Here is a 23,580-nt window from a genome sequence, read left to right on the forward strand (position 1 = left end):
GCGCCTTCGGTGGGAAGGCGCAGCCCGCCGGCTACATGTACTGGCCGCCGTTGACGGAGTAGATCTGGCCGGTGATGAAGGCCGATTCCGGGTCGGCGAGGAACTCCACGACGCGGGCGATCTCGTCGGGTTCGCCGAGGCGGCCGACGGGGATCTTGGCGATGACCTTGTCGAGGGCTTCCTTGGGGACGGCCTGGACCATCTCGGTGGAGATGTAGCCGGGGGCGACGGAGTTGACGGTGATGCCCTTGCGGGCGGTCTCCTGGGCGAGGCTCATGGTCAGGCCGAACAGGCCGGCTTTGGAGGAGGCGTAGTTGGCCTGGCCGATGTTGCCGGCCTCGCCGATGATCGAGCTGATGTTGATGATGCGACCCGATCCGCGGTCGAGCATGTGCTGCAGGATGGCTCGGGAGAGGTAGAACGCGCCCGAGAGGTTGACCTGGATGACCCGGTCCCAGTCTTCGACGGTCATCTTGCGGACGGTCTTGTCCAGGGTGATGCCGGCGTTGTTGACCAGGATGTCGAGGCGGCCGTGGGTGTCGAGGACTTCCTGGATGACTCGTTCGCAGTCTTCGGCGGAGCCGATGTTGCCCTGGTGCGCGCTGGCGCCGGGGTGGGCTTCGCAGAAGGCGTCGGCGACGTCTTTGCCGCGGGAGTAGCCCGCGGCGACGGTGACTCCGCGTGCGGCGAGTCGTTCGCTGATCGCCAGTCCGATTCCCCGCACACCTCCTGTCACGAGGGCTACCTGTCCGGTCATGTCTGCCATGCTGTGCAGTCCTTTCGTCGGGTTGATCAGGTCGAGGAGTCCGGACACCCGTCCGGGGCGGAGGTCGGTGGTACCGGCGAGGAGTCGTCACCCGACCACCGGTACTCGACCTCGGGCCGACCTGCTCCGCCGTACCGGGACCGCCGTTCGGCCAGCCCGGACTCGGTGAGGTACTCCAGGTAGCGCCGCGCGGTGACCCGGGATGTGCCCAGGACCTCGGCGGCCTGCGTCGCGGACATCGCGCCCGAGCGGCGCAACTGTGTGACGACCGCATGCAGCGACTCCGGACCGACCCCTTTCGGCAGCGAGTCGACGGCCATCGCCCTCAGTGCGGTGAACACGTCGTCGATCTCGTGCTGGACGATCGCGTGGCCGGCGACCGCGCGACGTCGCGCATGGAAGGCGCGGTACTGCTCCAGCTTCTGCCGCACGGTGGCCGCGGTGAACGGTTTGAGCAGGTAGTGCACGACGCCCAGCGCCATCGCGGCCTGCAGCATCGACGGGTCGCGCAGGACGGTCACGGCCATCACGTCGACGTCGCAGCCCGCCGCCCGCAACCGTCGCAGGACGTCCATGCCGGAGATGTCGGGTAGCTGGATGTCGAGCAGGACGAGGTCGACCTCGTCGTCGGAGACCACGCGGCGGAGCGCGGTGGCACCGCTGCAGGTGTGGCCCGCGACGACGAAACCGGCTGCCGCGCCGACCTCGTCCATGAGGACGCGCGCCGCGGCGGCCTCGTCCTCCACGACGAGGACCCTGGTCGGCGCGCTGGTCATCTCGTCAGCCGGCGACGTGGAGCAGCAGGGCTTCGCCCTGGCCGCCACCGCCGCACAGGCCGGCCGCGCCGAGCCCGCCACCGCGACGGCCCAGCTCCAGGGCCAGGTGCAGCGCGACCCGGGCACCCGACGCGCCGACCGGATGCCCCATCGAGATCGCGCCACCGTTGACGTTCACGTTCTCATCAGAGATGTCCAGATCACGCATCGACTGCAACGCGACCGCCGCGAACGCCTCGTTGATCTCGAACAGATCCACCTCCGCCGCCGTCTTCCCCTCGCGCTTGAGGGCCTTGAGGATCGCGTTGGCCGGCTGCGACAGCAGCGAGGCGTCCGGGCCGGCGACGTTGCCGTGCGCCCCGATCTCGGCCAGGATCGGCGCCCCCAACTCCTGCGCCTTCGCCCGCGACATGACCACCACCGCCGCCGCACCGTCGGAGATCTGCGACGCCGACCCCGCGGTCACCGTGCCGTCGGCGGCGAACGCCGGACGCAGCTTCGCCAGAGAGGCGGCGGTGGTGCCCTCGCGGACACCCTCGTCGTCGGTGACCGTGATCGGGTCACCACGGCGCTGCGGCACGCTCACGGTGACGATCTCGTCGTCGAACAACCCGTTCTTACGGGCGGTGATGGCACGTTCGTGGGACTGGGCGGAGTAGGCGTCCTGATCCTCACGGGTCAACTGGCGCTGCTTGCTGTAGAACTCCGTGGAGTTACCCATCCCGCGCAGGTCGAACGCGCAGTACAGGGCGTCGTGCGAGGTCGCGTCCACGATCTTGTTGTCGCCGTAGCGGTAACCCCCCCGCGCCCCGGGCAACAGGTACGGGCCGTTGGTCATCGACTCCATACCACCGGCCACGACGACGTCGAACTCCCCGGCGCCGATCAGCTGATCGGCCATCGCGATCGCGTTCAACCCCGACAGGCACACCTTGTTCACCGTCACGGCGGGCACATTCATCGGGATCCCGCCCTTGACCGCGGCCTGGCGGGCGGTGATCTGCCCGGCCCCGGCCTGGATCACATGACCCATGATCACGTAGTCGACCTGGTCACCGGAGATCCCTGAGCGCTCCAACGCCGCGGAGATGGCGAACCCGCCGAGGTCCATCGCGGTGAAACCCTTGAGCGCACCTGACAGCTTCCCGATCGGGGTGCGGGCACCGCCGACGATCACAGAACCGGGCATGATTTTCCTCCTGGGAACGGAGCGGTCAGAGGGGCTTGATCTCGATGCGCGGGTACTCCGGGCGCCACATGGCCTGGTGCACCTGCTGGATCGGGTCGTCGACGGTCACCTGGGCCAGGCCCTCCTCGGCGGCGGCGCGGGCGACCGCGATGGCCACAGCGGCCGAGACCGGGCGCAGGTCGCTCACCGGCGGCAGCAGCGGGGCGCCCGGGCGGGTGGCATCGGACAGCTTCGCGACGGCGTCCGCCGCGGCCGCGATCATGCGGTCGCTGATCCGACTGGCCCGGGCCACGGTCACGCCGAGTCCGAGACCGGGGAAGACCAGCGCATTGTTGGCCTGGGCGACGTGGTAGGTCACGTCGTCGAGCTCCACCGGTGCGAACGGGCTGCCGGTGGCGACCAGCGCCGCACCGTCGGTCCAGCGCAGGACGTCTGCCGGTAGGGCCTCGGCCTTACTGGTGGGGTTGGACAGCGGCATGATGATCGGCCGCTTCGTGTGCGCGGCCATGTCGCGCACGATCTCCTCGGTGAAGGCGCCGGCCTGGGTCGAGGTGCCGATCAGCATGGTCGGGTGCACGTGCCGGACGACGTCGGCCAGGCCCGGCCGCGACCCCCGGCTACCCCACTCCTTCACCTCGGCCCAGGGATGGGCGTAGGGCACCTGGAAGTCGTACAGCTTCTCGAGGCGGTCGTCGGCGAGCAGGCCGTTGCGGCCCAGTGGGTAGAAGCGCCGGCTGGCCTCCTCGTGCGAGAGGCCCTCGCGGACCATCTGGTCGCGCATCATGTCCGCGATCCCCAGCCCGGCGGTTCCGGAGCCGTGGATGACGACGCGCTGGTCGCGCATCCGCGACCCGGCCGCCCGCACGGCGGAGAACGCCGCAGCCAGCACGACGGCGGCGGTGCCCTGCATGTCGTCGTTGAAGGTGCACACCTGGTCGGCGTAGCGGTTCAGGATCCGTCGCGCGTTGGAAGCCCCGAAGTCCTCCCAGTGCAGCATCGCCTGCGGGAACAGCTTCTGACACGCGGTCACGTAGGCGTCGATGAGCTGGTCGTAGCGCTCGTCGCGGATCCGGGCGTGCCGCTCCCCCAGGTACATCTCGTCGTTGAGCAGATTGAGGTTGTCGGTGCCCATGTCGAGCACCACCGGCAGCACGCGGCTGGGATGGATGCCGGCCGCGGCGGTGTACACCGAGAGCTTGCCGACGGAGATCTCGATCCCGCCCACGCCCTGGTCACCGATCCCGAGGATGCCTTCGGAGTCCGTCGCCACCAGCAGGTCGACGTCCTCGGCGCCCAGCCCGGTGTTCCGCAGGGCGGTCTCGACCTCGTCCGGGTGGTTCACCGACAGGTAGACCCCGCGGGTCCGACGGAACTCGTGGCTGAACCGCTCGATCGCCAACCCGACCGTCGGGGTGTAGACGACCGGCAGCATCTCCTCGATGTGCTCGGAGAGCAGCTTGTAGAACAGCACCTCGTTGCGGTCGCGCAGGTTGGCCAGGTACACCCACTTGCGCAGGTTGTTGGCCTGCTCGCGGTACTGGGCGTAGGTCCGTCGCAGCTGGCCGTCCAGCGTCGAGACTCCCGACGGGAGCAGGCCGGTCAGTCCCAGTTCACGCCGTTCCGCGAGGGTGAACGCGGTGCCGCGGTTGACGGTGGGGGCGGCGAGCACGGCCGCGCCGCGGGAGTGGATGCGGGCGGTGTAGCCGTCCGCGGACTGGATCAGTTCGTAGGTTCCCTCGGGCATCTGCGGGCTCCCCGTCACTTCTTCTTCTTGGGCATGTACAGGTCGGTGATGGTGCCTTCGAACGCTTCGGCGGCCATGGCCACGGTTTCGGACAGGGTGGGGTGGGGGTGGATGGTGAGCCCGACGTCGGCGGCGTCGGCGCCGATCTCGATGGCCAGCGCGGCTTCGGCGATGAGGTCTCCGGCGTTGGGGCCGACGATCCCGGCGCCGATGACCCGGTCGTTGGCCTCGTCGAACAACACCTTGGTCAGGCCCTCGTCCCGCCCGAGGGACAGGGAGCGGCCGGACGCGGCCCAGGGGAACACGCCCTTGCCGTACTTGACCCCGGCGGCTTTGGCCTCGTTCTCGGTGACCCCGACCCAGGCGACCTCGGGGTCGGTGTAGGCCACCGAGGGGATGACGGTGGCGTCGAAGTAGGAGGTGTGCCCGGCGGTGTTCTCCGCGGCGACCTTGCCTTCGTGGGTGGCCTTGTGGGCGAGCATCGGCTGCCCGACGACGTCGCCGATGGCGAAGATGTGGCCGACGTTGGTGCGTTGCTGCTTGTCGACCGGGATGAAGCCGCGTTCGTCGACGAACACCCCGGCAGCGTCGGCGCCGACCGCGCGGCCGTTGGGCCGGCGCCCGACCGCGACGAGGATCTTGTCGAACACCGCGGTGTCCGGGGCTTTGGCCTTGTCCTTGCTCGCCGACGAGTCGAAGGTGACGGTCAACCCGTCGGGGCCGGCTTCGACGGCGGTGACCTTGGTGCCCAGCCAGATCGCCTCATAGGACTGGGCGATCCGCTTGGTCAGTGGGGTGACCAGGTCCTTGTCCGCGCCGGGGATCAGCTGGTCCATCAACTCGACCACACTGATTTTGGAGCCGAGTTCGGAGTAGACGGTGGCCATCTCCAGCCCGATGATCCCGCCGCCGAGCACGAGGAGCCGCTCGGGGATGGTGTCGAGGTCCAGGGCGCCGGTGGAGTCGATGACGCGGGGGTCGTCGTGCGGGATGAACGGCAGCGCGACCGGCTCCGACCCGGCGGCGATGATCGCCGCGTCGAAGCTGACGGTGGTGGTGGATCCGTCGGGGCCGGCGACCGAGAGCATGTTGGGTGAGGTGAAGGTGCCGGTCCCGACGAGGGTCTGGACCTTGCGTTGTTTGGCCAGCCCGGTCAGCCCGCCGGTGAGCCGGGTGACCACCCCGTCTTTCCAGCCGCGCAGCACGTCCAGGTCGATCGTGGGCGGGGTGAACGACAGCCCGGCGTGGCTCATCTCCTTGGTTTCGGCGATCACCTTCGCCGCGTGCAGCAGTGCCTTCGACGGGATGCAGCCGACGTTGAGGCAGACCCCGCCCAGCGGGCCGCGGGAGTCGACCATCACGACCTTCTTGCCCAGGTCCGCCGCCCTGAACGCCGCGGTGTAGCCACCCGGCCCGGCGCCGAGCACCAGCACCTCGGCGTGCACATCACCCTTGGTCCCGGTGTACGGCGTGGGAGCACTCACCGGCGCAGCGACCCGGTCGTGCCCGCTCGGCGGAGCAGCCGACGAGCCGTACCCGGCCGGTGCCGTCAGGTCCTCGCGGCGTCCGGCGCCGTTCGCCGCCGCGTCGACGGCCGCTCCGGCCACGGCAGGCTGGCTGGTGACCGATTCCTTCGGCGCACCCCCGCCGGCCTCGCCCGCCGCCTCGACGGTGCCGATGACCGTGCCCTCGGACACCGTGTCGCCGAGGGCGACCGCGAGCGAGACGATCGTCCCGGCCACCGGCGAGGGCACGTCCAAGGTGGCCTTGTCCGACTCCAGGGTCAGCAGCGGATCTTCGGCCGCCACCGTGTCGCCCGGGCTGACGAGGATCTCGATGATCGGAACGTCGGTGAAGTCGCCGATGTCGGGGACACGGATCTCCTGCGCGGCCATGCCGCACTCCTTCCAGGGGTAGGTGTGGGGGGCGGTCAGAGGAGCAGGCGTCGGTCGTCCTCGAGCAGGTAGCACAGGTGTCGGGTGAACCGGGCGGCCAGCGCGCCGTCGATGACGCGGTGGTCATAGGACACCGACAGCGGCAGCATGTTGCGCGGCACGAACTCGGTGCCGTTCCACACCGGTTTCATCGCCGAGCGCACCACGCCCAGGATCGCGACCTCGGGGGCGTTGACGATCGGGGTGAAACTGGTGCCGCCGATCCCGCCCAGGCTGGAGATGGTGAACGTGCCACCCGCCATGTCGGCAGGGCCGAGTTTCCCGTCGCGGGCCTTCGCCGAGATCTCCATGAACTCCCGGCTCAGGTCCACGATGCCCTTGCGGTCGGCGTCCTTCACCACCGGAACCACCAGCCCGCCGGGGGTGTCCACGGCGATCCCGATGTTGTAGTACTGCTTGAGGATGATCGAGTCCTTCTCCGGGCTCAGACTCGAGTTGAACTCCGGGTGCTTCTTCAACGCCCCGACCACGGCCTTGACCAGGAACGCCAACAACGTGACCCGATAAGGGTTGCGGTCGCCCTTCGCGGCGGTGTCGAGCTGCTTGCGGTAGGCGTCGAGCTCGGTGATGTCGGCGTCGTCGTTGTGCGTGACGTGCGGGACATTGAGCCACGACCGGTGCAGGAACGGACCCGACACCTTCTTGATCCGCGGCAACGCCTGGATCTCCACCGGCCCGAACTTCGAGAAGTCCTGCGCCGGGACCTCCGGGATCCCGCTGCCTTGCGCCGCCGCCGGAGCCGCCGCCGGAGCGGGCGACGCCGGGCCCTTCAGGAACCCCAGCAGGTCGTCCTTGGTGATCCGACCCTTCGAACCCGACGCGTCGATCTTCGACAGGTCGATCCCGAGCTCGCGGGCCATCCGGCGCACACTCGGACCCGCATGCGCCCCGGCCGGCGCCTGGCCACCATCAGCGCCGGCCACCGCGGGCGGCGCGGCCAGCGGTGCCCCGACCGCCGCCGCGACCGGCTTCGCCGCCGCCGGACCGGACGCCGGTTCCTGCTGCTCGACCAGCGACGGCGGAGTCGTACTCGCGCCTTCCCCTGAGCTGAACAGCAGGATCGGCGTGCCCTCGCTGACCTCGTCGCCGACCTTCACCAGCACCTCGCCCACGGTGCCCGCCGACGGCGCGGGGACGTCCAACGTCGCCTTGTCGGACTCCAGGGTGAGCAACGGGTCCTCGGCGTTGACCTTGTCACCGGGCGCGACATGCACCTCGATGATCGGCACAGCGCTGAAGTCGCCGATGTCGGGAACCTTGACCTCGATACCGGTCGTCGTGGCAGTCATGTGTGGAGCGTTCCCCTTCTTCAGACCCGGGCCGGGTTGGGCTTGTCGGCATCGATGCCGTAGCGGGCGATCGCATCGGTGACGGCCGTCGACGGAACAGCGCCCTCGGCAGCGAGCTCGGTCAACGCGGCGAGAACGACGTGATGGCGGTCGACCTCGAAGTGCCGACGCAACGCCGTGCGGTAGTCCGAGCGGCCGAAACCGTCGGTGCCCAGCACCCGGTACCGGCGTCCCGTCACCTGGGGCCGGATCTGCTCGGCGAAGGCCCGCATGTAGTCCGTCGCGGCGACGACCGGACCGGCCGGGCGCCCGGCCAGCTGCTGCGTCACCCAGCCGATCCGCGGCTCCTGCCCGGGATGCAGCATGGTCCAGCGGTCGGCGTCGATGCCGTCGCGGGCGAGCTCGGTGAAGCTGGTGGCACTCCACACGTCCGCGGCCACGCCGAAGTCCTGCTCCAGCAGCGCAGCGGCCGCCTCGACCTCGCGCAGGATCGTGCCGCTGCCCAGCAGTTGGACGCGGGGAGCCGCGCCGCGCCCCTTCGGCGTCAGACCGCTCTCGGTCAGCAGGTAGAGGCCGCGGCGGATCCCGTCGGCCACCTCGTCCTCCCGCCCCTCGGGCATGCCGGGGTGGGAGTAGTTCTCGTTCATGATCGTGAGGTAGTAGAAGACGTCTTCCTGCTCGGCGTACATGCGCCGCAACCCGTCCTGGACGATCACCGCCACCTCGTGGGCGTAGGTGGGGTCGTAGGAGACGCAGTTCGGGATGGTCGCCGAGATCAGGTGGCTGTGACCGTCCTCGTGCTGCAGGCCCTCGCCGTTCAGCGTCGTCCGCCCCGCCGTACCGCCCAGCAGGAACCCGCGGGCCCGGCTGTCACCCGCGGCCCAGGCGAGGTCGCCGATGCGCTGGAAACCGAACATCGAGTAGTAGACGTAGAACGGGATCATCGGGGTGTCGGACACCGAGTAACTGGTGGCGGCCGCGATCCAGGACGACATGGCGCCGGCCTCGTTGATGCCCTCCTGCAGCATCTGGCCGGACTTGTCCTCCTTGTAGTACATGAGCTGGTTCGCGTCCTCGGGCCGGTACAGCTGCCCGACCTGGGAGAAGATCCCGAACTGGCGGAACAGGCCCTCCATGCCGAACGTGCGCGACTCGTCCGGCACGATCGGCACCACCCGCTTGCCGATCTGCTTGTCGCGCAACAGCGTGGTAAGGATCCGGACGAACGCCATCGTCGTGGAGATCTCCCGATCCCCCGTCGGCTTCAGCTGCGCGGCGAAGGCGGACATCTCCGGCACCGGGAGCGGGTCGCTGGTCGGACGCCGCGTGGGCAATGCGCCGCCGAGGGCCTCCCGCCGTTCCCGCAGATAAGTCTGCTCGGGACCGCCCTCGGTCAGCCGCAGGAACGGGACCTCGGCGATCCGCTCGTCCGGAAGGTCGATACCGAAGCGGTCGCGGAACGCGCGGAGCACGTTCTCGCCCATCTTCTTCTGCTGGTGGGTGATGTTCTGGCCCTCGCCTGCCTCACCCATCCCGTAACCCTTGACCGTCTTGGCCAGGATGACGGTGGGGGTGCCGACGTTGTCCACGGCGGCCTTGTACGCCGCGTAGACCTTCGACGGATCGTGCCCACCGCGGGACAGCGCCCAGATGTCGTCGTCGGTCATGTCCTTGACCAGGTCGAGCAGCTCGGGGTACTTGCCGAAGAAGTGCTCGCGGACGTACGCACCGTTCTTGGACTTGAAGTCCTGGTACTCGCCGTCGACGCACTCCTCCATGCGCTTGAGCAGCAGCCCGGACTTGTCCGCGGCCAGCAGCGGGTCCCAACCCGAGCCCCAGACGACCTTGATGACGTTCCACCCGGCGCCGCGGAAGACGCCCTCCAGCTCCTGGATGATCTTCCCGTTGCCCCGCACCGGCCCGTCGAGCCGCTGCAGGTTGCAGTTCACGACGAAGATCAGGTTGTCCAGCTTCTCCCGGCCGGCCAGGGAGAGCGCCCCCAGCGACTCGGGCTCGTCGGTCTCCCCGTCGCCGAGGAACGCCCACACGTGTCGCGGTCCGGTGTCGGCCAGCCCGCGGTTACCCAGGTACTTCAGGAACCGGGCCTGGTAGATCGCCATCAGCGGGCCGAGACCCATCGACACCGTCGGGAACTGCCAGAACTCGGGCATCAACCAGGGATGGGGGTAGGACGACAGGCCCCCACCCGCGACCTCCTGCCGGAAGCCGAGCAGCTGCTCCTCGGTGAGCCGCCCCTCCAGGAACGCGCGGGCGTAGATGCCCGGAGCGACGTGACCCTGGAAGAAGATCAGGTCGCCGCCGTGCTCGGTGCTCGGCGCGTGCCAGAAGTGCTGGAATCCCGTGTCGTAGAGCGTGGCGGCGGACTGGAAGCTCGCGATGTGCCCGCCCAGCTCCGACGACTCCTTGTTCGCCCGCAGCACCGTCGCCACCGCGTTCCACCGGATCAGCGAACGGATCTTGTGCTCGATCTCCCGGTCACCCGGGTGCGACGGCTGCCTGTCCACCGGGATGGTGTTGAGGTAGGGGGTGTTCCCCGAGAAGGGCACCGCCACCGCGCGGCGGCGGGCCTCCTCGTGCAGTTCGCCGATCAGGAACGCCGCCCGGTCCGCCCCGTCGAACTCCACCACGGAATCCAGGGCATCCAGCCATTCGCAGGTCTCGCTCGGATCCAGGTCCTCGGGCATCGCAGGCTCGCTCTCCTTCACGTGATCGGTGGGTCCGGGTGGAGGATCAGGACTTCGACTGCGACCCGGTGCCGGTTCCAGACCCGGATCCGACGGGCACGGCCCCCGTCGACGGTGCGGGCCCAGGCTCGGCGTCGGCGCCGTTGTGCTCGTGCCCGGGCAGCGGGCGCTCGGCGAGCTGCGGCGGCTCCTCGTCGTCGATCATGGTGGCCTCGTCGAAGGGGTCGCCGCCGTCGAGCACCAACTTGGCCCGGTCGCTGTCGATCTCGCCGACCCACTTGCCGATCAGCAGCGTGGCCACGGCGTTGCCCGAGAAGTTGGTCAGGGCGCGGGCCTCGGACATGAACCGGTCGATCCCGACGATCAGGCCGACGCCGTCGACCAGATCGGGCCGGTGCGCCGACAGCCCACCCGCCAGGGTCGCCAGGCCGGCGCCGGTGACCCCGGCGGCACCCTTCGAGGCGATCATCATGAACAGCAGCAGCGAGATCTGCTCGCTCACCGACAGCGGGTCACCCAGCGCCGAGGCGATGAACAACGACGCCATCGTCAGGTAGATGGCGGTGCCGTCGAGGTTGAACGAGTAGCCGGTGGGCACGGTGATACCGACCACGGGCCGCGAGACACCCATGTGCTCGAGCTTGGCGATCAACCGCGGCAGAGCGGTCTCCGACGACGAGGTCGAGACGATGAGCAGGTACTCCCGGCCCAGGTACTTCATCAGCTTGAAGATCGACAGACCGGTCACGACGCGGAGCAGCATGCCCAGCACCAGGACCACGAACAGGAAGCAGGTGATGTAGAAGCCCAGCATGATCTGACCGAGCGCGACCAGGGCGGACCAGCCGGTCTCACCGACGACCGCGGCGATCGCGCCGAACGCGCCGATCGGGGCCGCCCACATGATCATCGACAGGACCCGGAAGACGACCCGCTCGAAGTGCTTGATCCCGCGCAGCACGGCTTGGCCGGAGTTGCCCAGGCTCTGGATCGCGAACCCGACGAACAGCGCGACGAACAGCGTCTGCAGCACCGACTCGCCGGTCAGCGGCGACACCAGGGTCGTCGGAATGATGCTGAGCAGGAACTCCGAGGTGGTCTGCGCCTCGGTGCCGGCAGCCTTCTCCGCCGCGGCCCGGCCGGCCTCGCTGATCACCAGACCCTCACCCGGGTGCAGGATGTTGCCGACCAGCAGGCCGATGATCAGCGCCACGGTCGACATCGCGATGAAGTAGAGCAGCGCGAGCCCGCCGACCTTGCCGACCTTCGCGGCCTGGCGGATCGAGCCGATGCCCAGCACGATCGTGCAGAAGATGACCGGCGAGATCATCATCTTGATCAGCTCGACGAAACCCGTACCCAGCGGCTTGAGCGCTTTGCCGAGTTCCGGCGACACGAAGCCGACGATGATGCCCAGCACCACGGCGACGATCACCGCGATGTAGAGGTAGTGGGTGCGATCCTTCTTCTTGGCGGGGGGTGGCGCGCCACCGTCCTGGGCAGTGTTGGCTGAAACGGACACGACGTCCTCCCGATGACCGACGACTCCGGCGGCATCGCCCGCCGGCGACAACCTCGAGGAGCATGCTCGTTGCGGGACGAATAGCGATGCTTGTGTTCATAACGGACACCGGGAGCGACGTTGACCGGTTGTCGTGGCTCGGCGTGCTAGCACTCTCGGGCAGTTGATCGAAGGCAACGTCTGCCGGAAGCTCGGTTCGGCTAGGAGGTGGGTCCCCTCCCCCACCTCCTGGCCGAACAGGCCGGTGGCCGGTCGTCCCGCCGCATGACGTAGACTGATCGACGGTTTCGCGGCGAGGGCGGGTGCTCAGGAGCCCGCCGTGATCGACGTATCCGGCCTTCCGGTATGCCCTCGTCGCGCGCGCATTCCACGCACGACGATTGAGGAGTTTCACCGTGGCCGAGGCCCGAATCGACGCCGACGTCCGCACGGAGTTCGGCAAGGGCGCCGCCCGCCGTACCCGCCGTGCTGGCCGTATCCCCGCCGTGCTCTACGGGCACGGCACCGACCCGCAGCACCTGTCACTGCCCTCGCTGGAGTTCGCCCGCGTCGTCCGTGAGCAGGGCCGCAACGCCGTGCTGACGCTGAGCATCGCCGGCAAGCCGCAGCTCGCGCTCACCAAGACCGTGGTGACCCACCCGATCCGCCCCTACATCGAGCACGTCGACCTGGTGGTGATCAGCCGCGGCGAGAAGGTCGCCGTCGAGGTCCAGATCGTCATCACCGGCGAGGCCGCGGTCGACACCCTGGTCAACCAGGAGCTGAACACGATCGAGGTCGAGGCGGACGTCTCGAACATCCCCGAGCAGATCGAGGTCTCCGTCGAGGGTCTCACCCCCGGCACCCTGATCCACGCCTCGGACGTCCCGCTGCCCGAGGGCACCACCCTGCGCACGGACGCCGACATCCTCGTCGTGAACGTCGTCGCGGCGCCGACCGCGGCGCAGGTCGAGGCCTCGATGGACCTCGAAGGCGCGGGCGTCGTGGAGGAGCCCTCGGACTCCTCCGACGAGGACTGACCTGTGGCGCCGGGTCCTGCTCTGGTGGTCGGGCTCGGCAATCCGGGCACGGAGTACGCCGAGACCCGGCACAACGTCGGCGTCCGCGTCGCGGAGGTACTCGCGGCGCGGGCGGGCGGCGGCCGGTTCTCCAAGCACAAGGCGAACGCGGACGTGCTGGAGGGACGGCTGGCCGACCGCAGGGTCGTGCTCGCCGTCCCCCGGACCTACATGAACGTGTCCGGGGGCCCGGTGGCCGGCCTGCTGCGCTACTACGGCGTTGCGCCGGCGGACCTGCTGGTGGTGCACGACGACCTGGACCTCGGGTTCGGCGTCGTGCGCCTCAAGCAGGGCGGCGGCGAGGGCGGCCACAACGGCTTGCGGTCGATCAGTGCGTCGATCGGGACCAAGGACTACCTGCGCGTCCGCTTCGGCATCGGCCGCCCGCCCGGGCGGCAGGATCCGGCGGACTTCGTCCTCAAGCGGTTCTCGGGTGCCGAGCGCAAGGAGCTGGAGTTCGCGGTCGACCTCGCGGCGGACGCCGCGGAGGCGCTGCTGCACGACGGCCTGGAGCCGGCGCAGAACCGGTTCCACGCGCTGTCGGGCTGACCCACCGGTTACGCACCGTCGTCGGCGCGGGGGTTCGGTTCTGCAGCATGGTGGCTTTGCTGCACTCCGACCGCAGCAAAGCCACCATGCTGACGTCCCCGGCACCCGCCGAAACCGGCCGGTCCGCGACGCTCAGCTACGGGCGGCGAGCAGCGCGCGGGTCGCCGCCCGGCGCAGCTTCCCCGAGGGCGTCTTCGGCAGGCTCCCGGGACGGAGCACCACGACCTCCGCCGGCCGCACCCCCACCGCCGACACCACGCGCGACGTCACGTCCTTCGCGATCCCCTGCACGGCCTCGGGCTCCGTGGCGAGCCGCGACTCGACCGCCACGAGGAACGACTCGCGGTGCCGGTCTGCGTCCGCCTCCAGCCGCACGGCCACCGCGTTGCCGGCGCGCACACCGTCGGCCTCCGACGCCGCACGCTCGATGTCCGTCGGGTAGATGTTGCGGCCGCCCATGATGATCACGTCCTTGCGGCGGCCGCAGACGACCACGGCGCCGTCGGTCAGGTAGCCCTCGTCGCCGGTGTCGAGCCAGCCGTCGGCGTCCTGCGTCGCGACCGGACCAGCGACGGTCAGGTAGCCCGGCGTCACCGACTCGCCGCGCAGCTGCAGCACCCCGACCTCGCGCTCGCCGAGCACAGCACCGTCGTCGCCGACGACCCGGACCTCGATGCCCGCCAGCGGCGGCCCGAGCAGCGGGAACCGCCGCGCCGGACCGTCGCCGGCGGGAACCGCACGCCGGTGCTCCTCCAGCTCGACGGCGTCGATCTCGTCGACCTGCAGCCCGGTGTCGATCGGTGCGAACGACACCCCCAGAGCGGTCTCGGCCATCCCGTACGCACACACGACGGCCTCCGGGCGCAGCCCGAACCGCGCCCCTGCCGTGGTGAAGGCGTTGACCGCGGCGGGATCGATGGGTTCCGCGCCGTTGAGCGCGAACCGCAGCGTGGACAGGTCCAGCGACCCCTCGTCGGCGCGGGCGAGCTGGCGGGCGAGGACCGCGTAGGCGAAGTTCGGTGCGGCCGTCACAGTGCCGTGGTGGCGCGAGATCAGCTCGGCCCACAGGATCGGGCGCCCGAGGAAGTCGGTGGGGGTGACGCTGACCAGCTCGATGCCGACGGCCATGGGGATCGTCAGGAAGCCGACCATTCCCATGTCGTGGAAGAGCGGCAGCCAGGAGACCATCACATCGGTGTCGGTGTCGAGCCGCGCGGCCTGCACCATCGCGCCGATGTTGGAGTGCAGATTGCGGTGGGTGATGCGGACGGCCTTGGGCTCCGCGGTCGAGCCGCTGGTGAGCTGCAGCAGCGCGGTGTCGTCTTCGCCCGCGACGTCCGGGTCCGGGGTGACGGGCTCACGGTCGAGGTCCGTGAGCAGGCGGCACGGGATCCCGTGCCGCGACAGCACCGACGCCAGCGCCTCGAACGGCGCCCCGAGCAGCACGAGCTTCGCGCCGATCATCGTGAGCACCCCGACGGTCTCCTTCGCCCAGAGCGCGAGGTCCGTCCGCGCAGTGGGCTGGTGCAGCATCGTCACGCTGCCGCCGACGAGCCAGACGGCCTGCGCGGCCGGGGCGATCGTGGCCGGCTCGCCGGCCAGGACACCGACGGCCGACCCTCGCCCGATGCCGGCCTCCGTGAGCGCGCCCGCGGCCTGCCGGGCGCTCTGGTGGATCTCCGGCCAGTACTGACGCACGGGGGTCCGCGGTTCCCCGGTGGTCATGCCGTGCGGTGAGCCGGCGCCGGTGGCCAGCAACGTCGTCAGGAACCGGGACATGGCGGCGAGCCTACGACGCCCGAAACCTCCCGCGCTGTGCTCGCCCATAGATCCATGGGCTTCCGCGTAGCATCGGCGCCGTGCCGGACCAGGGAGAAGACCGCCCCACCGATCTCGTCGCCGCGGTGACCGCCGTCCTGCCGGGAGCGCGGGCCGACCTCGAACGGCTCGTCCGCATCCCGAGCATCTGGGCCGACCCCGCGCACGCCGACGACACCCGCCGCAGCGCCGAGGCCGTCGCCGCGCTCGCGCAGGACGCGGGAGGTAATGACGTCCGGATCGTCGCCGTCGAGGGCGGCGCACCCGCGGTGATCGCCCACTGGCCCGCGCCGCCCGGCGCCCCGACCGTGCTGCTCTACGCCCACCACGACGTGCAGCCCACCGGTGGCGACGATCTCTGGACCAGCCCGCCGTTCGAGCCCACCGAGCGCGGCGGTCGCCTCTACGGCCGCGGCGCGGCCGACGACAAGGCCGGCGTGATGACACACCTCGCGGTGCTGCGCGCCTACCGAGGCCGGCCGCCGGTCGGCGTCACGCTGTTCGTCGAGGGCGAGGAGGAGTCGGGCTCGCCCACCCTCACCGCGCTCCTGCAGGAGTACCGCGACGCGCTGGCCTGCGACGTCATCGTCATCGCCGACTCGGCGAACCCCGCCGTCGACGTGCCGGGGCTCACCACGAGCCTGCGCGGGCTGGTCGACGTGACGATCGAGGTCGCGATGCTGGAGCGGCAGGCGCACTCGGGGGTGTTCGGTGGGCCGGTCGGCGACGCGCTCACCGTGCTCTGCCGCACGCTGGCGACCCTCCACGACGAGCACGGCGACGTCGCTGTCCCCGGCCTTGTCACCGGCACCACCGACGCGCCGGATCCTGACGAGGCCACCTACCGCGGCGACGCGGGCCTGCTGCCCGGCGTCGAGCTGATCGGCACCGGCTCCGTCAACGAGCGCTCGTGGCTCAAGCCGGCCGTCGCGGTGCTGGGCATCGACGCGCCGCGCACCGACCAGGTCGCGAACGTCCTGCTCCCGCGCGCCCGGGCCGTCGTCAGCATGCGGCTGGCCCCCGGCGACGACGCGGCGAAGGCGGAGCGGGCGCTCGCCGAGCACCTGGAGTCGCACGTCCCGTGGGGCGCGCAGGTCACGGTGACACCCGGCCGCGGCGTCGCCGAGCCGACCGCGCTCGACACCACCGGGCCCGCCTACGACGCCGCGCGCCGCGCCTTCTCGGCGGCGTACGGCACGGCCGTCGTGGAGAGCGGGCTGGGCGGCTCGATCCCGTTCATCGCGGAGTTCGCCCGCACCTTCCCGGGCGCCGCGGTGCTGGTGACCGGCGTCGGCGACCCCGCGAGCCGCTGGCACGGCATCGACGAGAGCCTCCATCTGAAGATGTTCGGGCTCGGCGTGCACGCCGAGGCGCTGCTGCTCGCCGAGCTCGCGCCTGCGCCGCGAACGGCGTGACGCACCGGTCAGACTGACGGCGTGCGGATCGGCCTGCTCGGCCCGGTGACCGCCGGCCCGGACGACATGCCGGCGCCCGGCGGCGTGCTGTTGCGCGGCGCGCTCGCCCGGCTCGCGCTCGACGCCGGCCGGTCCGTCTCCACCGAGGCACTGATCGACGGCCTGTGGGGCGTCGAGCCGCCGGACACGGTGCCCGGCGGCTACCGGTTGACCGTCGACCGGCGGGACGTCGACGCGCTGCGGGCCGAGTCGCTCGTCGACGCGGCCCGCGGGCTCGATCCCGCACAGGCCCGCACCCTGCTCGTCCAGGCGACGGCACTCCGGCGCGGACCGGCGCTGGCGGACGTCCGCCGGTTGCCTTTCGCCGAAGCGGCCGCCGCCCGGCTCGACGAGCTGTACGCGACCGCAGTCGAGCTGTCCGCCGAGGCCGCGCTGCGCCTGGGTGAGCCCGCGGCCGAGCTCGACGCCCTAGGCGCGCTGCTCGCCGCCGAACCCCTGCGCGAGTCCACGGCCGCCCTGCTGGCGCGGTGCCTGCAGGCCGGCGGCCGGCAGGTCGAGGCGCTGACCGTGCTCGACCGCACCCGCGACCGGCTGGCCGACGAGCTCGGTGTCGATCCCGGCCCGGACCTGAGCGCGGCCCGGCTCGCCGTGCTGCGCGGCTCGGCCGGGCCGCGCTCCGCACCTGCTCCGCTCACCAGCTTCGTGGGCCGCGCGGCGGACGTCCGGAGGATCACCGGCCTGCTCGCGACGAGCCGGCCGGTCACCCTGACCGGTCCGGGTGGTGCCGGGAAGACGCGGCTCGCCCGCGAGATCGTCCGGGCCCGCCCGGGTGAGAGCCGGATCGCCGAGCTGGCCCCGCTCGGAGGCGCGGACCAGCTGGCGTCGACCGTGCTGGACGCCGTCAGTACCGCGGAGATCGTGGCCCGGATCCCCGTCGGGGCCGACACGACCACCCGTCTGCTCACCGCGCTCGCGGACCGCGAGCTCCTGCTCGTGCTCGACAACTGCGAGCACCTCGTCGACGCCGCCGCGCATCTCGTGCAGACGCTGCTGGAGCGCCTCCCGGGCCTGCAGGTCCTCGCCACCAGCCGCGAACCGCTCGCCGTGCCGGGCGAGGTGCTGCATCCCGTCGATGCCCTCGCCGACGACGACGCCGTGCGCCTTTTCACCGAGCGGGGCGCCGCCGTCGTGCCGGGATTCACCGTGACCGCCGCCCTGCGGCCCGCCGTCGCCGAGATCTGCCGGCGCCTCGACGGACAGCCCCTGGCGATCTGGCGATCGAGCTGGCCGCCGCCCGCCTGCGCACGCTCACGCCCGAGGAGATCCGTCGCCGGCTCGACGACTGGTTCCGCCTGCTGACCACGGGGCCGCGGACCGTGCTGCCGCGCCATCAGACCCTGCGCGCCGTCGTCGAATGGAGCTGGGATCTACTCGACGAGCCGGAGCGCGCGCTGGCCCGGCGGCTGTCGGTCTTCGCGGGCGGCGCGACCGAAGAGGCCGCGCTGCGGATCTGTGGTCTCGGCGACGCGACGCTCGACGTGCTCACCGCCCTGGTCGAGAAGTCGTTGCTGGTGGCGGCGCCGGGGAGCCCGACCCGGTACCGGATGCTGGAGACGATCCGCGAGTACGCCGCGCAGCGACTGGACGAGGCGGGTGAGCGGCCGGCGATGGAGGCGGCGCACACCGCACTGATCGTCGAGGTGGTCGAGACCGCGGAGCCCTGGCTCCGGCGGCCGGAGCAGCTGGAGTGGGTGGGCCGGCTGCGGGCCGAGGCGGACGACGTCGCCGCCGTGTTCCGGCGCGCTGTCGCGGCGGACGACGCGGCGACGGCGCACCGGCTCGTGGCCGCCTCCGCCTGGTTCTGGTTGATCCGCGGGCTGTTCACGGAGGCGACGGATCGCCTGGCGGAGATCGACGCCCTCGCCGGCCCCGTGCCGCTCGAGATCGACGCGCGGTGCACCGCCTACCGCGCGATGGTGGCCGCCGGGGCCGGCGACGCCACCACGGCGTCGACCCGGCTCGCCGCCGCGCAGCGGCTCGCGGCGGACCTGCCGGCGGCGGGCCGGCACCCCGTTCTGCAGCTCATGACTCCCATGGCCGCAGGCTTCGGGTCTGGCGATCCGGGACCGCTCGAGCAGCTCGCGGCCGATCCGCAGGCCGACGCGTGGGCGCGGGCCTTCGCGATGTTCTCCTGCGCGCAGTTGGCGGAGAACGAAGGCGACCTCGACCGTCAACGGGCCGACACGCGTGCCGCGCACGAGCTCTTCTCCGCACTCGGCGAACGCTGGGCGCTGGGGATGACGGTGTCGTCGCTGGGTGACCTGGAGAGCGTGGCGGGGGCGTACGACGCCGCGATGGCGGCGTTCGACGAGGCGATCTCCCTGGCCGCCGAGCTCGGCAACGACGACGACCTGCCCCAGTTCCAGGCCGAGCGGGCCCGGCTGCTCGTCCGCCGCGGTGACGTCGCGGCCGGCCGCGCCGAGCTGCGGCGGATCCTCGGGCTCCCCGGCCGACACCCCGAACACGTGTGGACGCTGCACATGTACCTGGCCGACGCGGCCCGGCGCACCGGAGACCTCGACGACGCGCGCGCCGAGCTCGCCCTCGCCGATCCGGATGCGTTCTCCGGTCCGGGCGTTCCGCAGCGTCGTGCCATGTACGCGGCCACGGGCAGCGCGATCGCCGGGGCAGCCGGCGACCGGGAGGCGGCAGCCCGACTGCTCGCCGACGCGGTCGCGCACACCGTCGAGAGCCGCGACGGTCCCGTCACGGCGGTCGTCGCCGAGTTGGCGGCCGCGCACGCCGTTGCCGACGACCCGGAGACGGCAGCCGTCCTGCTCGGCATCGGCGCCGCTCAGCGCGGGGCCTCCGACCTCGGCGATCCGGACGTCCGCGCCGCCGTCGCGGCAGTGCGTGCCGCGCTCGGAGCGGCAGCGGCCGACGCCGCGGTCGCGCGTGGGCGCGCGCTGCCCCGCCCCGACGGGGTGGCGCTCCTGCAGGACTACGCCCGCGGGGCCGGCTCGGGCTCCGGTACCGCAGCCGTCTCGGCCTCGGCGACCAGCCGGGCGTAGCGGGTTCCCGCCGCGAGCAGCAGCAGCCCCGCGCCGAGGAACGCTCCGACCCGGGCGAGCCCGTCCAGCGCGACCAGGTCGAACAGCACCAGCTTCACGACGGCGGCGGCCACCAGAACCAGGCCGGCCACCCGCAGCGCAGGCCGGCGGACGCCGCGGGCGAGCAGGGCCAGCGCCACGACCACCCATGAGACCGTCACCACGGCGTGGCCCGCGACGAAGCCCGCGCGCGACGGGGAGACGAGCAGCGCGAGCGCGATCACGAGCCCGGCCGCGCCGTAGAGCCCCACCACACCGACGGGAACCCAGAGGCGCGCTGCCCGGGCGTCGGAACCCAGCACGCCGACGCGTGCCGATCCGACGAGCGCCGCCACCGCCGCGGCCAGCACCAGAGCGGACATCGCCACGCCGGCCACCAGCGCCGCCCGCTGCACGGTGATGCCCAGGACGAACGGGGCTGCCGGATACGACGTGAGCACCTCCGGCGGAACCTGTCGGGCGACCGCGGACAGCACGCCGGTCACCCCGACGATTCCGCCCACGACGAGCACGGCGCGCGAGCGCAGCGCCGCCGCGACCACGAGCAACACCACGCCCTGGCCGAGGAGGGCAGCCGTTTCGGCGTTGCCGTCGAACGCGACGGTGGTGGCCTCGAAGAGCGCGACGGCACCGGCGGCGAGCGCCACGACCCGGAGCACGTGGTCGCGGCCGGGCAGGGCGGCCACGCCGAACAACAGCACGGCTGCGAGGTAGGCGAGCACGGCGCCCAGCACGTCACCGACGGCAGCGGCGAAGGTCAACGCCGGTAGTGGCGCGGCCACCACGAGACCGATCTGCAGCCCGCGCGGCAACGGCTCCGGGCGGACGGTCCACGCGGCGGCCGCGATGCTCACCAGGAGCACGGCGACCGACGCCGCAGCGCTGCCCCAGTGGTCGGCGGGCTCGGCGAGCCCGGCGACCAGCGTGCCGTAGAGCACCGGCCATCCCGCGGCGATCCCGGCGAGCACCGGCCACCGCCGGCGCAGGGCCACCACGGTGGCCGCGACCTGCAGTACCAGCACGAGTGCGACGAGCAGCGGGGTCAGCCGCTGGGTGACCACCGGGGCGAGGAGCGCCGCCCCGACGACGGCGCCGCACCCCAGCAGCACGGCGCGCCACCGGTCGGCCAGCGCGAGGCCGCCCGCGGCGACGAGCAGGGCCAGCAGCAGGCCGACCGGTGCGGGCAGGTAGCCGTAGAGCGTGGTGGCCGCGGCGACGATGAGGTAGAGGGTGGCGATCCCGGTGCCGGCCACGGCGAGCGCTCCGGTGCGCGCGGTCTCGCGGCGGTACAGCCGCATGCCGAGCCCCACCAGGGCCAGGCCGAACACGGCACCGACCGCCACCCGCACGGGTGGGGCGAACCAACCCCGGGCAGCGGCGAGGGCCAGGAGCAGGACCACCCCGAGCAGGGTCACGCCGGCGCCGGTCCAGGCCAGCAACCGGGCTCCGGAGAGCGACGCGAGCCAGACCCGCAGGGAACGACGCCGCGCGGGGGGCGGCATCGGCGCGGGCGGGAAGGGCGCGTGCACGGGGGGCCCTGGCGGGAACGGCGGGGACGCCGACTGCGGCCCGCCGGCGGCGGGCCACGCGGAGCCAGCGATCGGACCGGGGGTCGGGCCGCCATGCCACGTCGACAGCTCCTCCGCGAGGGAGTCGATCCGCCGACCGAGCACGCCGAGTTCGGTGGCGATCGCGGCGACCCGATCGGGACGCGGTGCGTTCATGGAGCACACCTTGTCCGATGGCTACTGACCGGTAACCCCTGCTGGCACCACTGTCCCGTCACGGATCGATCACGATCGGGATCAGGTGCGCTTCCGGTACAGCGTCACCGCGAGTGGCCCGAAGACCGCGACCACCACCGCGCTGGCCAGCAGCGCCGCCGTCGTCGGAGCCGCCACGGCGCCGCCGGTGAGCAGTCCGCGTGCCGCGTCGGCGACCTTGGAGACCGGGTTCACCTCGACGAACGCCTGCAACCAGCCGGGCAACATCGCGGTGGGCACGAAGACGTTGCTGCCGAAGGAAAGCGGCAGGATGACCAGCGCTCCGATCCCCTGGACGGAGCGAGGTTCGCGCACCACCATCGCGAGAGCGGTGAACACCCAGCACAGGGCGAACGCGAAGACGGTCACCAGCCCGAGCGCACCCAGGATCCCGAGCACACCGCCGCTCGCGCGGAAGCCGAGCAGGAACCCGAACGCCAGCATGATCACGCCGGACGTGACGTAGCGGACGAGGTCCGCCGATGGCGCCGAGCAGCGGCGCGGTCCGGGAGATCGGCAGGCTGCGGAAGCGGTCGAAGATGCCGGTCTTGAGGTCGTCCGCAAGCCCCGTGCCGGTACCGCCGAGGCGAAGATGACGGTCTGCACGAGCACTCCGGGCAGCGCGTACTGCAGGTAGGTGCCGGTGTCGCCGGAGATCGCGCCGCCGAAGACGTAGACGAACAGCAGCAGGAAGATCACCGGCTGGAGGGTGACGTCGAGCAGCGCCTCGGTGGAATGGACGGTCTTCGTGAGGCCCCGCCACGCGAGCGTGGCCGAGTGCCGCAGCACGGCCGGCACCCGAACCCGTCGCGATGGCACAGGCGTGGGCGCGGTCGGTCGGGATGTCATGACGGTGGTCATGCGGCCTCCTCCTCGGGGGCGTCGGCGGGTCGGCCGGTCAGGGTCAGGAACACGTCGTCCAGCGACGGCAGCCGCAGGCCGAGCTCGGCGACGGGCAGCCCGGCGGCGTCGAGCCGTTCCGCGACGCGCAGCAGAACCCCGGGTTCGGGAGCGGCCGCCGTCAGCTCCCCTGTGGCGTCGACGGCGGGTGCGTCCGGGAACACGAGGTCGGCGACCGACGCCATGACGGCCGGGAGGTCCGCCGGCCGCAGGGGCGCACGTGCAGGCGCTGCCCGCCGACCTCGGCCTTGAGCGCAGCCGGCGTGCCGGCCGCGATGACCCGGCCGTGGTCGAGCACGACGAGGTCGTCGGCGAGCTGCTCGGCCTCCTCGAGGTACTGGGTGGTCAACAGCACGGTGGTGCCGTCGGCAGCCAACTCACGGACCTCGTCCCAGACCTCGTTGCGGTGGCGGGGGTCCAGCCCGGTGGTGGGCTCGTCGAGGAACAGCACGTCTGGCCGCCCGACGAGACTCACGGCGAGGTCCAGACGCCGCCGCATGCCGCCGGAGTAGGTACGGACCCGCCGTCCTGCGGCGTTGGCGAGGCCGAACCGCTCGATAAGCTCGACGGCGCGCCTGCGCGCCTCGCGGCGTGACAGGTCCAGCAGCCGGGCGACGAGCACGAGATTGTCCGTGCCGGATAGCGCCTCGTCGACGGCCGCGTACTGCCCGGTCAGCCCGATCCGGGAGCGCACCGCTTCCGGTTCGGCGACGACGTCGTGGCCCAGCACGCGGGCGCGGCCCGAGTCCGGCCGCAGCAGCGTGGCGAGCACGCGCACGGTGGTGGTCTTGCCCGAGCCGTTCGGCCCGAGCAGGCCGAGCACGGTGCCGCGACGGACGGCGAGATCCACACCGTCGAGCGCGCGGGTCGCGCCGAAGGTCTTGCCCAGGCCCTCGACCTGGATGACGGAGTTCATGCGGCGAGACTGCACCGGGGGCCTGACAGAACGCTGACCGCGCGCTGACCCCGCTGACAAGGTCCGCCGGTGACCCTCTCCCGCGAGTCGGCACCTTTGACAGCC

At 71.8% G+C, this 23,580-nt stretch carries 16 protein-coding genes and 1 pseudogene; 5 read left to right on the forward strand and 12 right to left on the reverse strand.

Annotated elements, in window-relative coordinates; all coding sequences use genetic code 11:
- Positions 1–31: 31 nt before the first annotated feature.
- Genes RM445_RS08040 through RM445_RS08080 form a run of 8 tightly spaced genes read right to left on the reverse strand, consistent with a single transcriptional unit; the run spans position 32 to position 11,946 of the window.
- Positions 32–757, reverse strand: a complete 726-nt coding sequence (locus RM445_RS08040; RefSeq protein ID WP_311555503.1) for a beta-ketoacyl-ACP reductase — start codon at positions 755–757, stop codon at positions 32–34.
- Between the two features lie 35 nt (positions 758–792).
- Positions 793–1,542 (reverse strand): response regulator, encoded by a 750-nt coding sequence (locus tag RM445_RS08045; protein WP_311555504.1) that lies wholly within the window; start codon positions 1,540–1,542, stop codon positions 793–795.
- Between the two features lie 4 nt (positions 1,543–1,546).
- Entirely contained in the window at positions 1,547–2,731 is a 1,185-nt protein-coding gene (locus RM445_RS08050; RefSeq protein ID WP_311555505.1) for an acetyl-CoA C-acetyltransferase, read from the reverse strand.
- 25 nt (positions 2,732–2,756) lie between these two features.
- Positions 2,757–4,475: an NAD-dependent malic enzyme gene (locus RM445_RS08055; RefSeq protein ID WP_311555506.1), complete on the reverse strand. Its 1,719-nt coding sequence runs from the start codon at positions 4,473–4,475 to the stop codon at positions 2,757–2,759.
- A 14-nt stretch (positions 4,476–4,489) separates the two neighbouring features.
- Positions 4,490–6,370: a dihydrolipoyl dehydrogenase gene (gene lpdA / locus RM445_RS08060; protein WP_397469256.1), complete on the reverse strand. Its 1,881-nt coding sequence runs from the start codon at positions 6,368–6,370 to the stop codon at positions 4,490–4,492.
- Positions 6,371–6,405: 35 nt separating this feature from the next.
- Positions 6,406–7,719, reverse strand: coding sequence for a dihydrolipoyllysine-residue acetyltransferase (gene aceF / locus RM445_RS08070; RefSeq protein ID WP_311555507.1), 1,314 nt, complete (start codon positions 7,717–7,719; stop codon positions 6,406–6,408).
- Positions 7,720–7,739: 20 nt separating this feature from the next.
- Positions 7,740–10,424, reverse strand: coding sequence for a pyruvate dehydrogenase (acetyl-transferring), homodimeric type (aceE, locus tag RM445_RS08075; RefSeq protein WP_311555508.1), 2,685 nt, complete (start codon positions 10,422–10,424; stop codon positions 7,740–7,742).
- Positions 10,425–10,470: 46 nt separating this feature from the next.
- Entirely contained in the window at positions 10,471–11,946 is a 1,476-nt protein-coding gene (locus tag RM445_RS08080; RefSeq protein WP_311555509.1) for a cation:dicarboxylate symporter family transporter, read from the reverse strand.
- 395 nt (positions 11,947–12,341) lie between these two features.
- On the opposite strand from RM445_RS08080, the gene RM445_RS08085 reads away from it, so the two are divergent.
- Together RM445_RS08085 and pth are read left to right on the forward strand one after the other, a co-directional pair.
- Entirely contained in the window at positions 12,342–12,965 is a 624-nt protein-coding gene (locus RM445_RS08085; protein WP_311555510.1) for a 50S ribosomal protein L25/general stress protein Ctc, read from the forward strand.
- Between the two features lie 3 nt (positions 12,966–12,968).
- Positions 12,969–13,553 carry an aminoacyl-tRNA hydrolase gene (pth, locus tag RM445_RS08090; protein ID WP_311555511.1) on the forward strand — a complete coding sequence of 195 codons (585 nt, stop codon included), beginning with the start codon at positions 12,969–12,971 and terminating at the stop codon, positions 13,551–13,553.
- Between the two features lie 132 nt (positions 13,554–13,685).
- Here the strand turns inward: pth and RM445_RS08095 are convergent, their stop codons facing one another.
- Positions 13,686–15,332, reverse strand: a complete 1,647-nt coding sequence (locus tag RM445_RS08095; protein WP_311555512.1) for a fatty acyl-AMP ligase — start codon at positions 15,330–15,332, stop codon at positions 13,686–13,688.
- Between the two features lie 80 nt (positions 15,333–15,412).
- Here RM445_RS08095 and RM445_RS08100 point away from each other — a divergent pair, with 80 nt between their 5' ends.
- From RM445_RS08100 to RM445_RS08110, 3 genes are read left to right on the forward strand one after another with little or no spacing between them, the layout of a single operon-like run.
- Positions 15,413–16,786 carry a dipeptidase gene (locus RM445_RS08100; RefSeq protein ID WP_311555513.1) on the forward strand — a complete coding sequence of 458 codons (1,374 nt, stop codon included), beginning with the start codon at positions 15,413–15,415 and terminating at the stop codon, positions 16,784–16,786.
- A gap of 21 nt (positions 16,787–16,807) precedes the next feature.
- A complete protein-coding gene (locus RM445_RS08105; RefSeq protein WP_311555514.1) occupies positions 16,808–18,145 on the forward strand; it encodes an AfsR/SARP family transcriptional regulator in 1,338 nt (445 codons plus the stop codon).
- A 17-nt stretch (positions 18,146–18,162) separates the two neighbouring features.
- On the forward strand, positions 18,163–19,857 hold the full coding sequence (locus RM445_RS08110) for an ATP-binding protein (protein ID WP_311555515.1): 1,695 nt from the start codon (positions 18,163–18,165) through the stop codon (positions 19,855–19,857).
- Here the strand turns inward: RM445_RS08110 and RM445_RS08115 are convergent.
- The 3 genes and pseudogenes from RM445_RS08115 to RM445_RS08125 all read right to left on the reverse strand — a co-directional run bounded on the left by RM445_RS08115 (position 19,788) and on the right by RM445_RS08125 (position 23,475).
- Positions 19,788–21,620, reverse strand: a complete 1,833-nt coding sequence (locus RM445_RS08115; protein ID WP_311555516.1) for a DUF2339 domain-containing protein — start codon at positions 21,618–21,620, stop codon at positions 19,788–19,790. The two genes, RM445_RS08110 and RM445_RS08115, sit on opposite strands and share 70 nt — an antisense overlap.
- A gap of 81 nt (positions 21,621–21,701) precedes the next feature.
- Positions 21,702–22,448: an ABC transporter permease gene (locus RM445_RS08120; protein WP_311555517.1), complete on the reverse strand. Its 747-nt coding sequence runs from the start codon at positions 22,446–22,448 to the stop codon at positions 21,702–21,704.
- A 68-nt stretch (positions 22,449–22,516) separates the two neighbouring features.
- A pseudogene (locus tag RM445_RS08125) lies at positions 22,517–23,475 on the reverse strand (ATP-binding cassette domain-containing protein).
- Positions 23,476–23,580: the final 105 nt, after the last annotated feature.

The organism is Pseudonocardia charpentierae (assembly GCF_031845345.1).
Classification (GTDB): Bacteria; Actinomycetota; Actinomycetes; order Mycobacteriales; family Pseudonocardiaceae; genus Pseudonocardia; species Pseudonocardia charpentierae.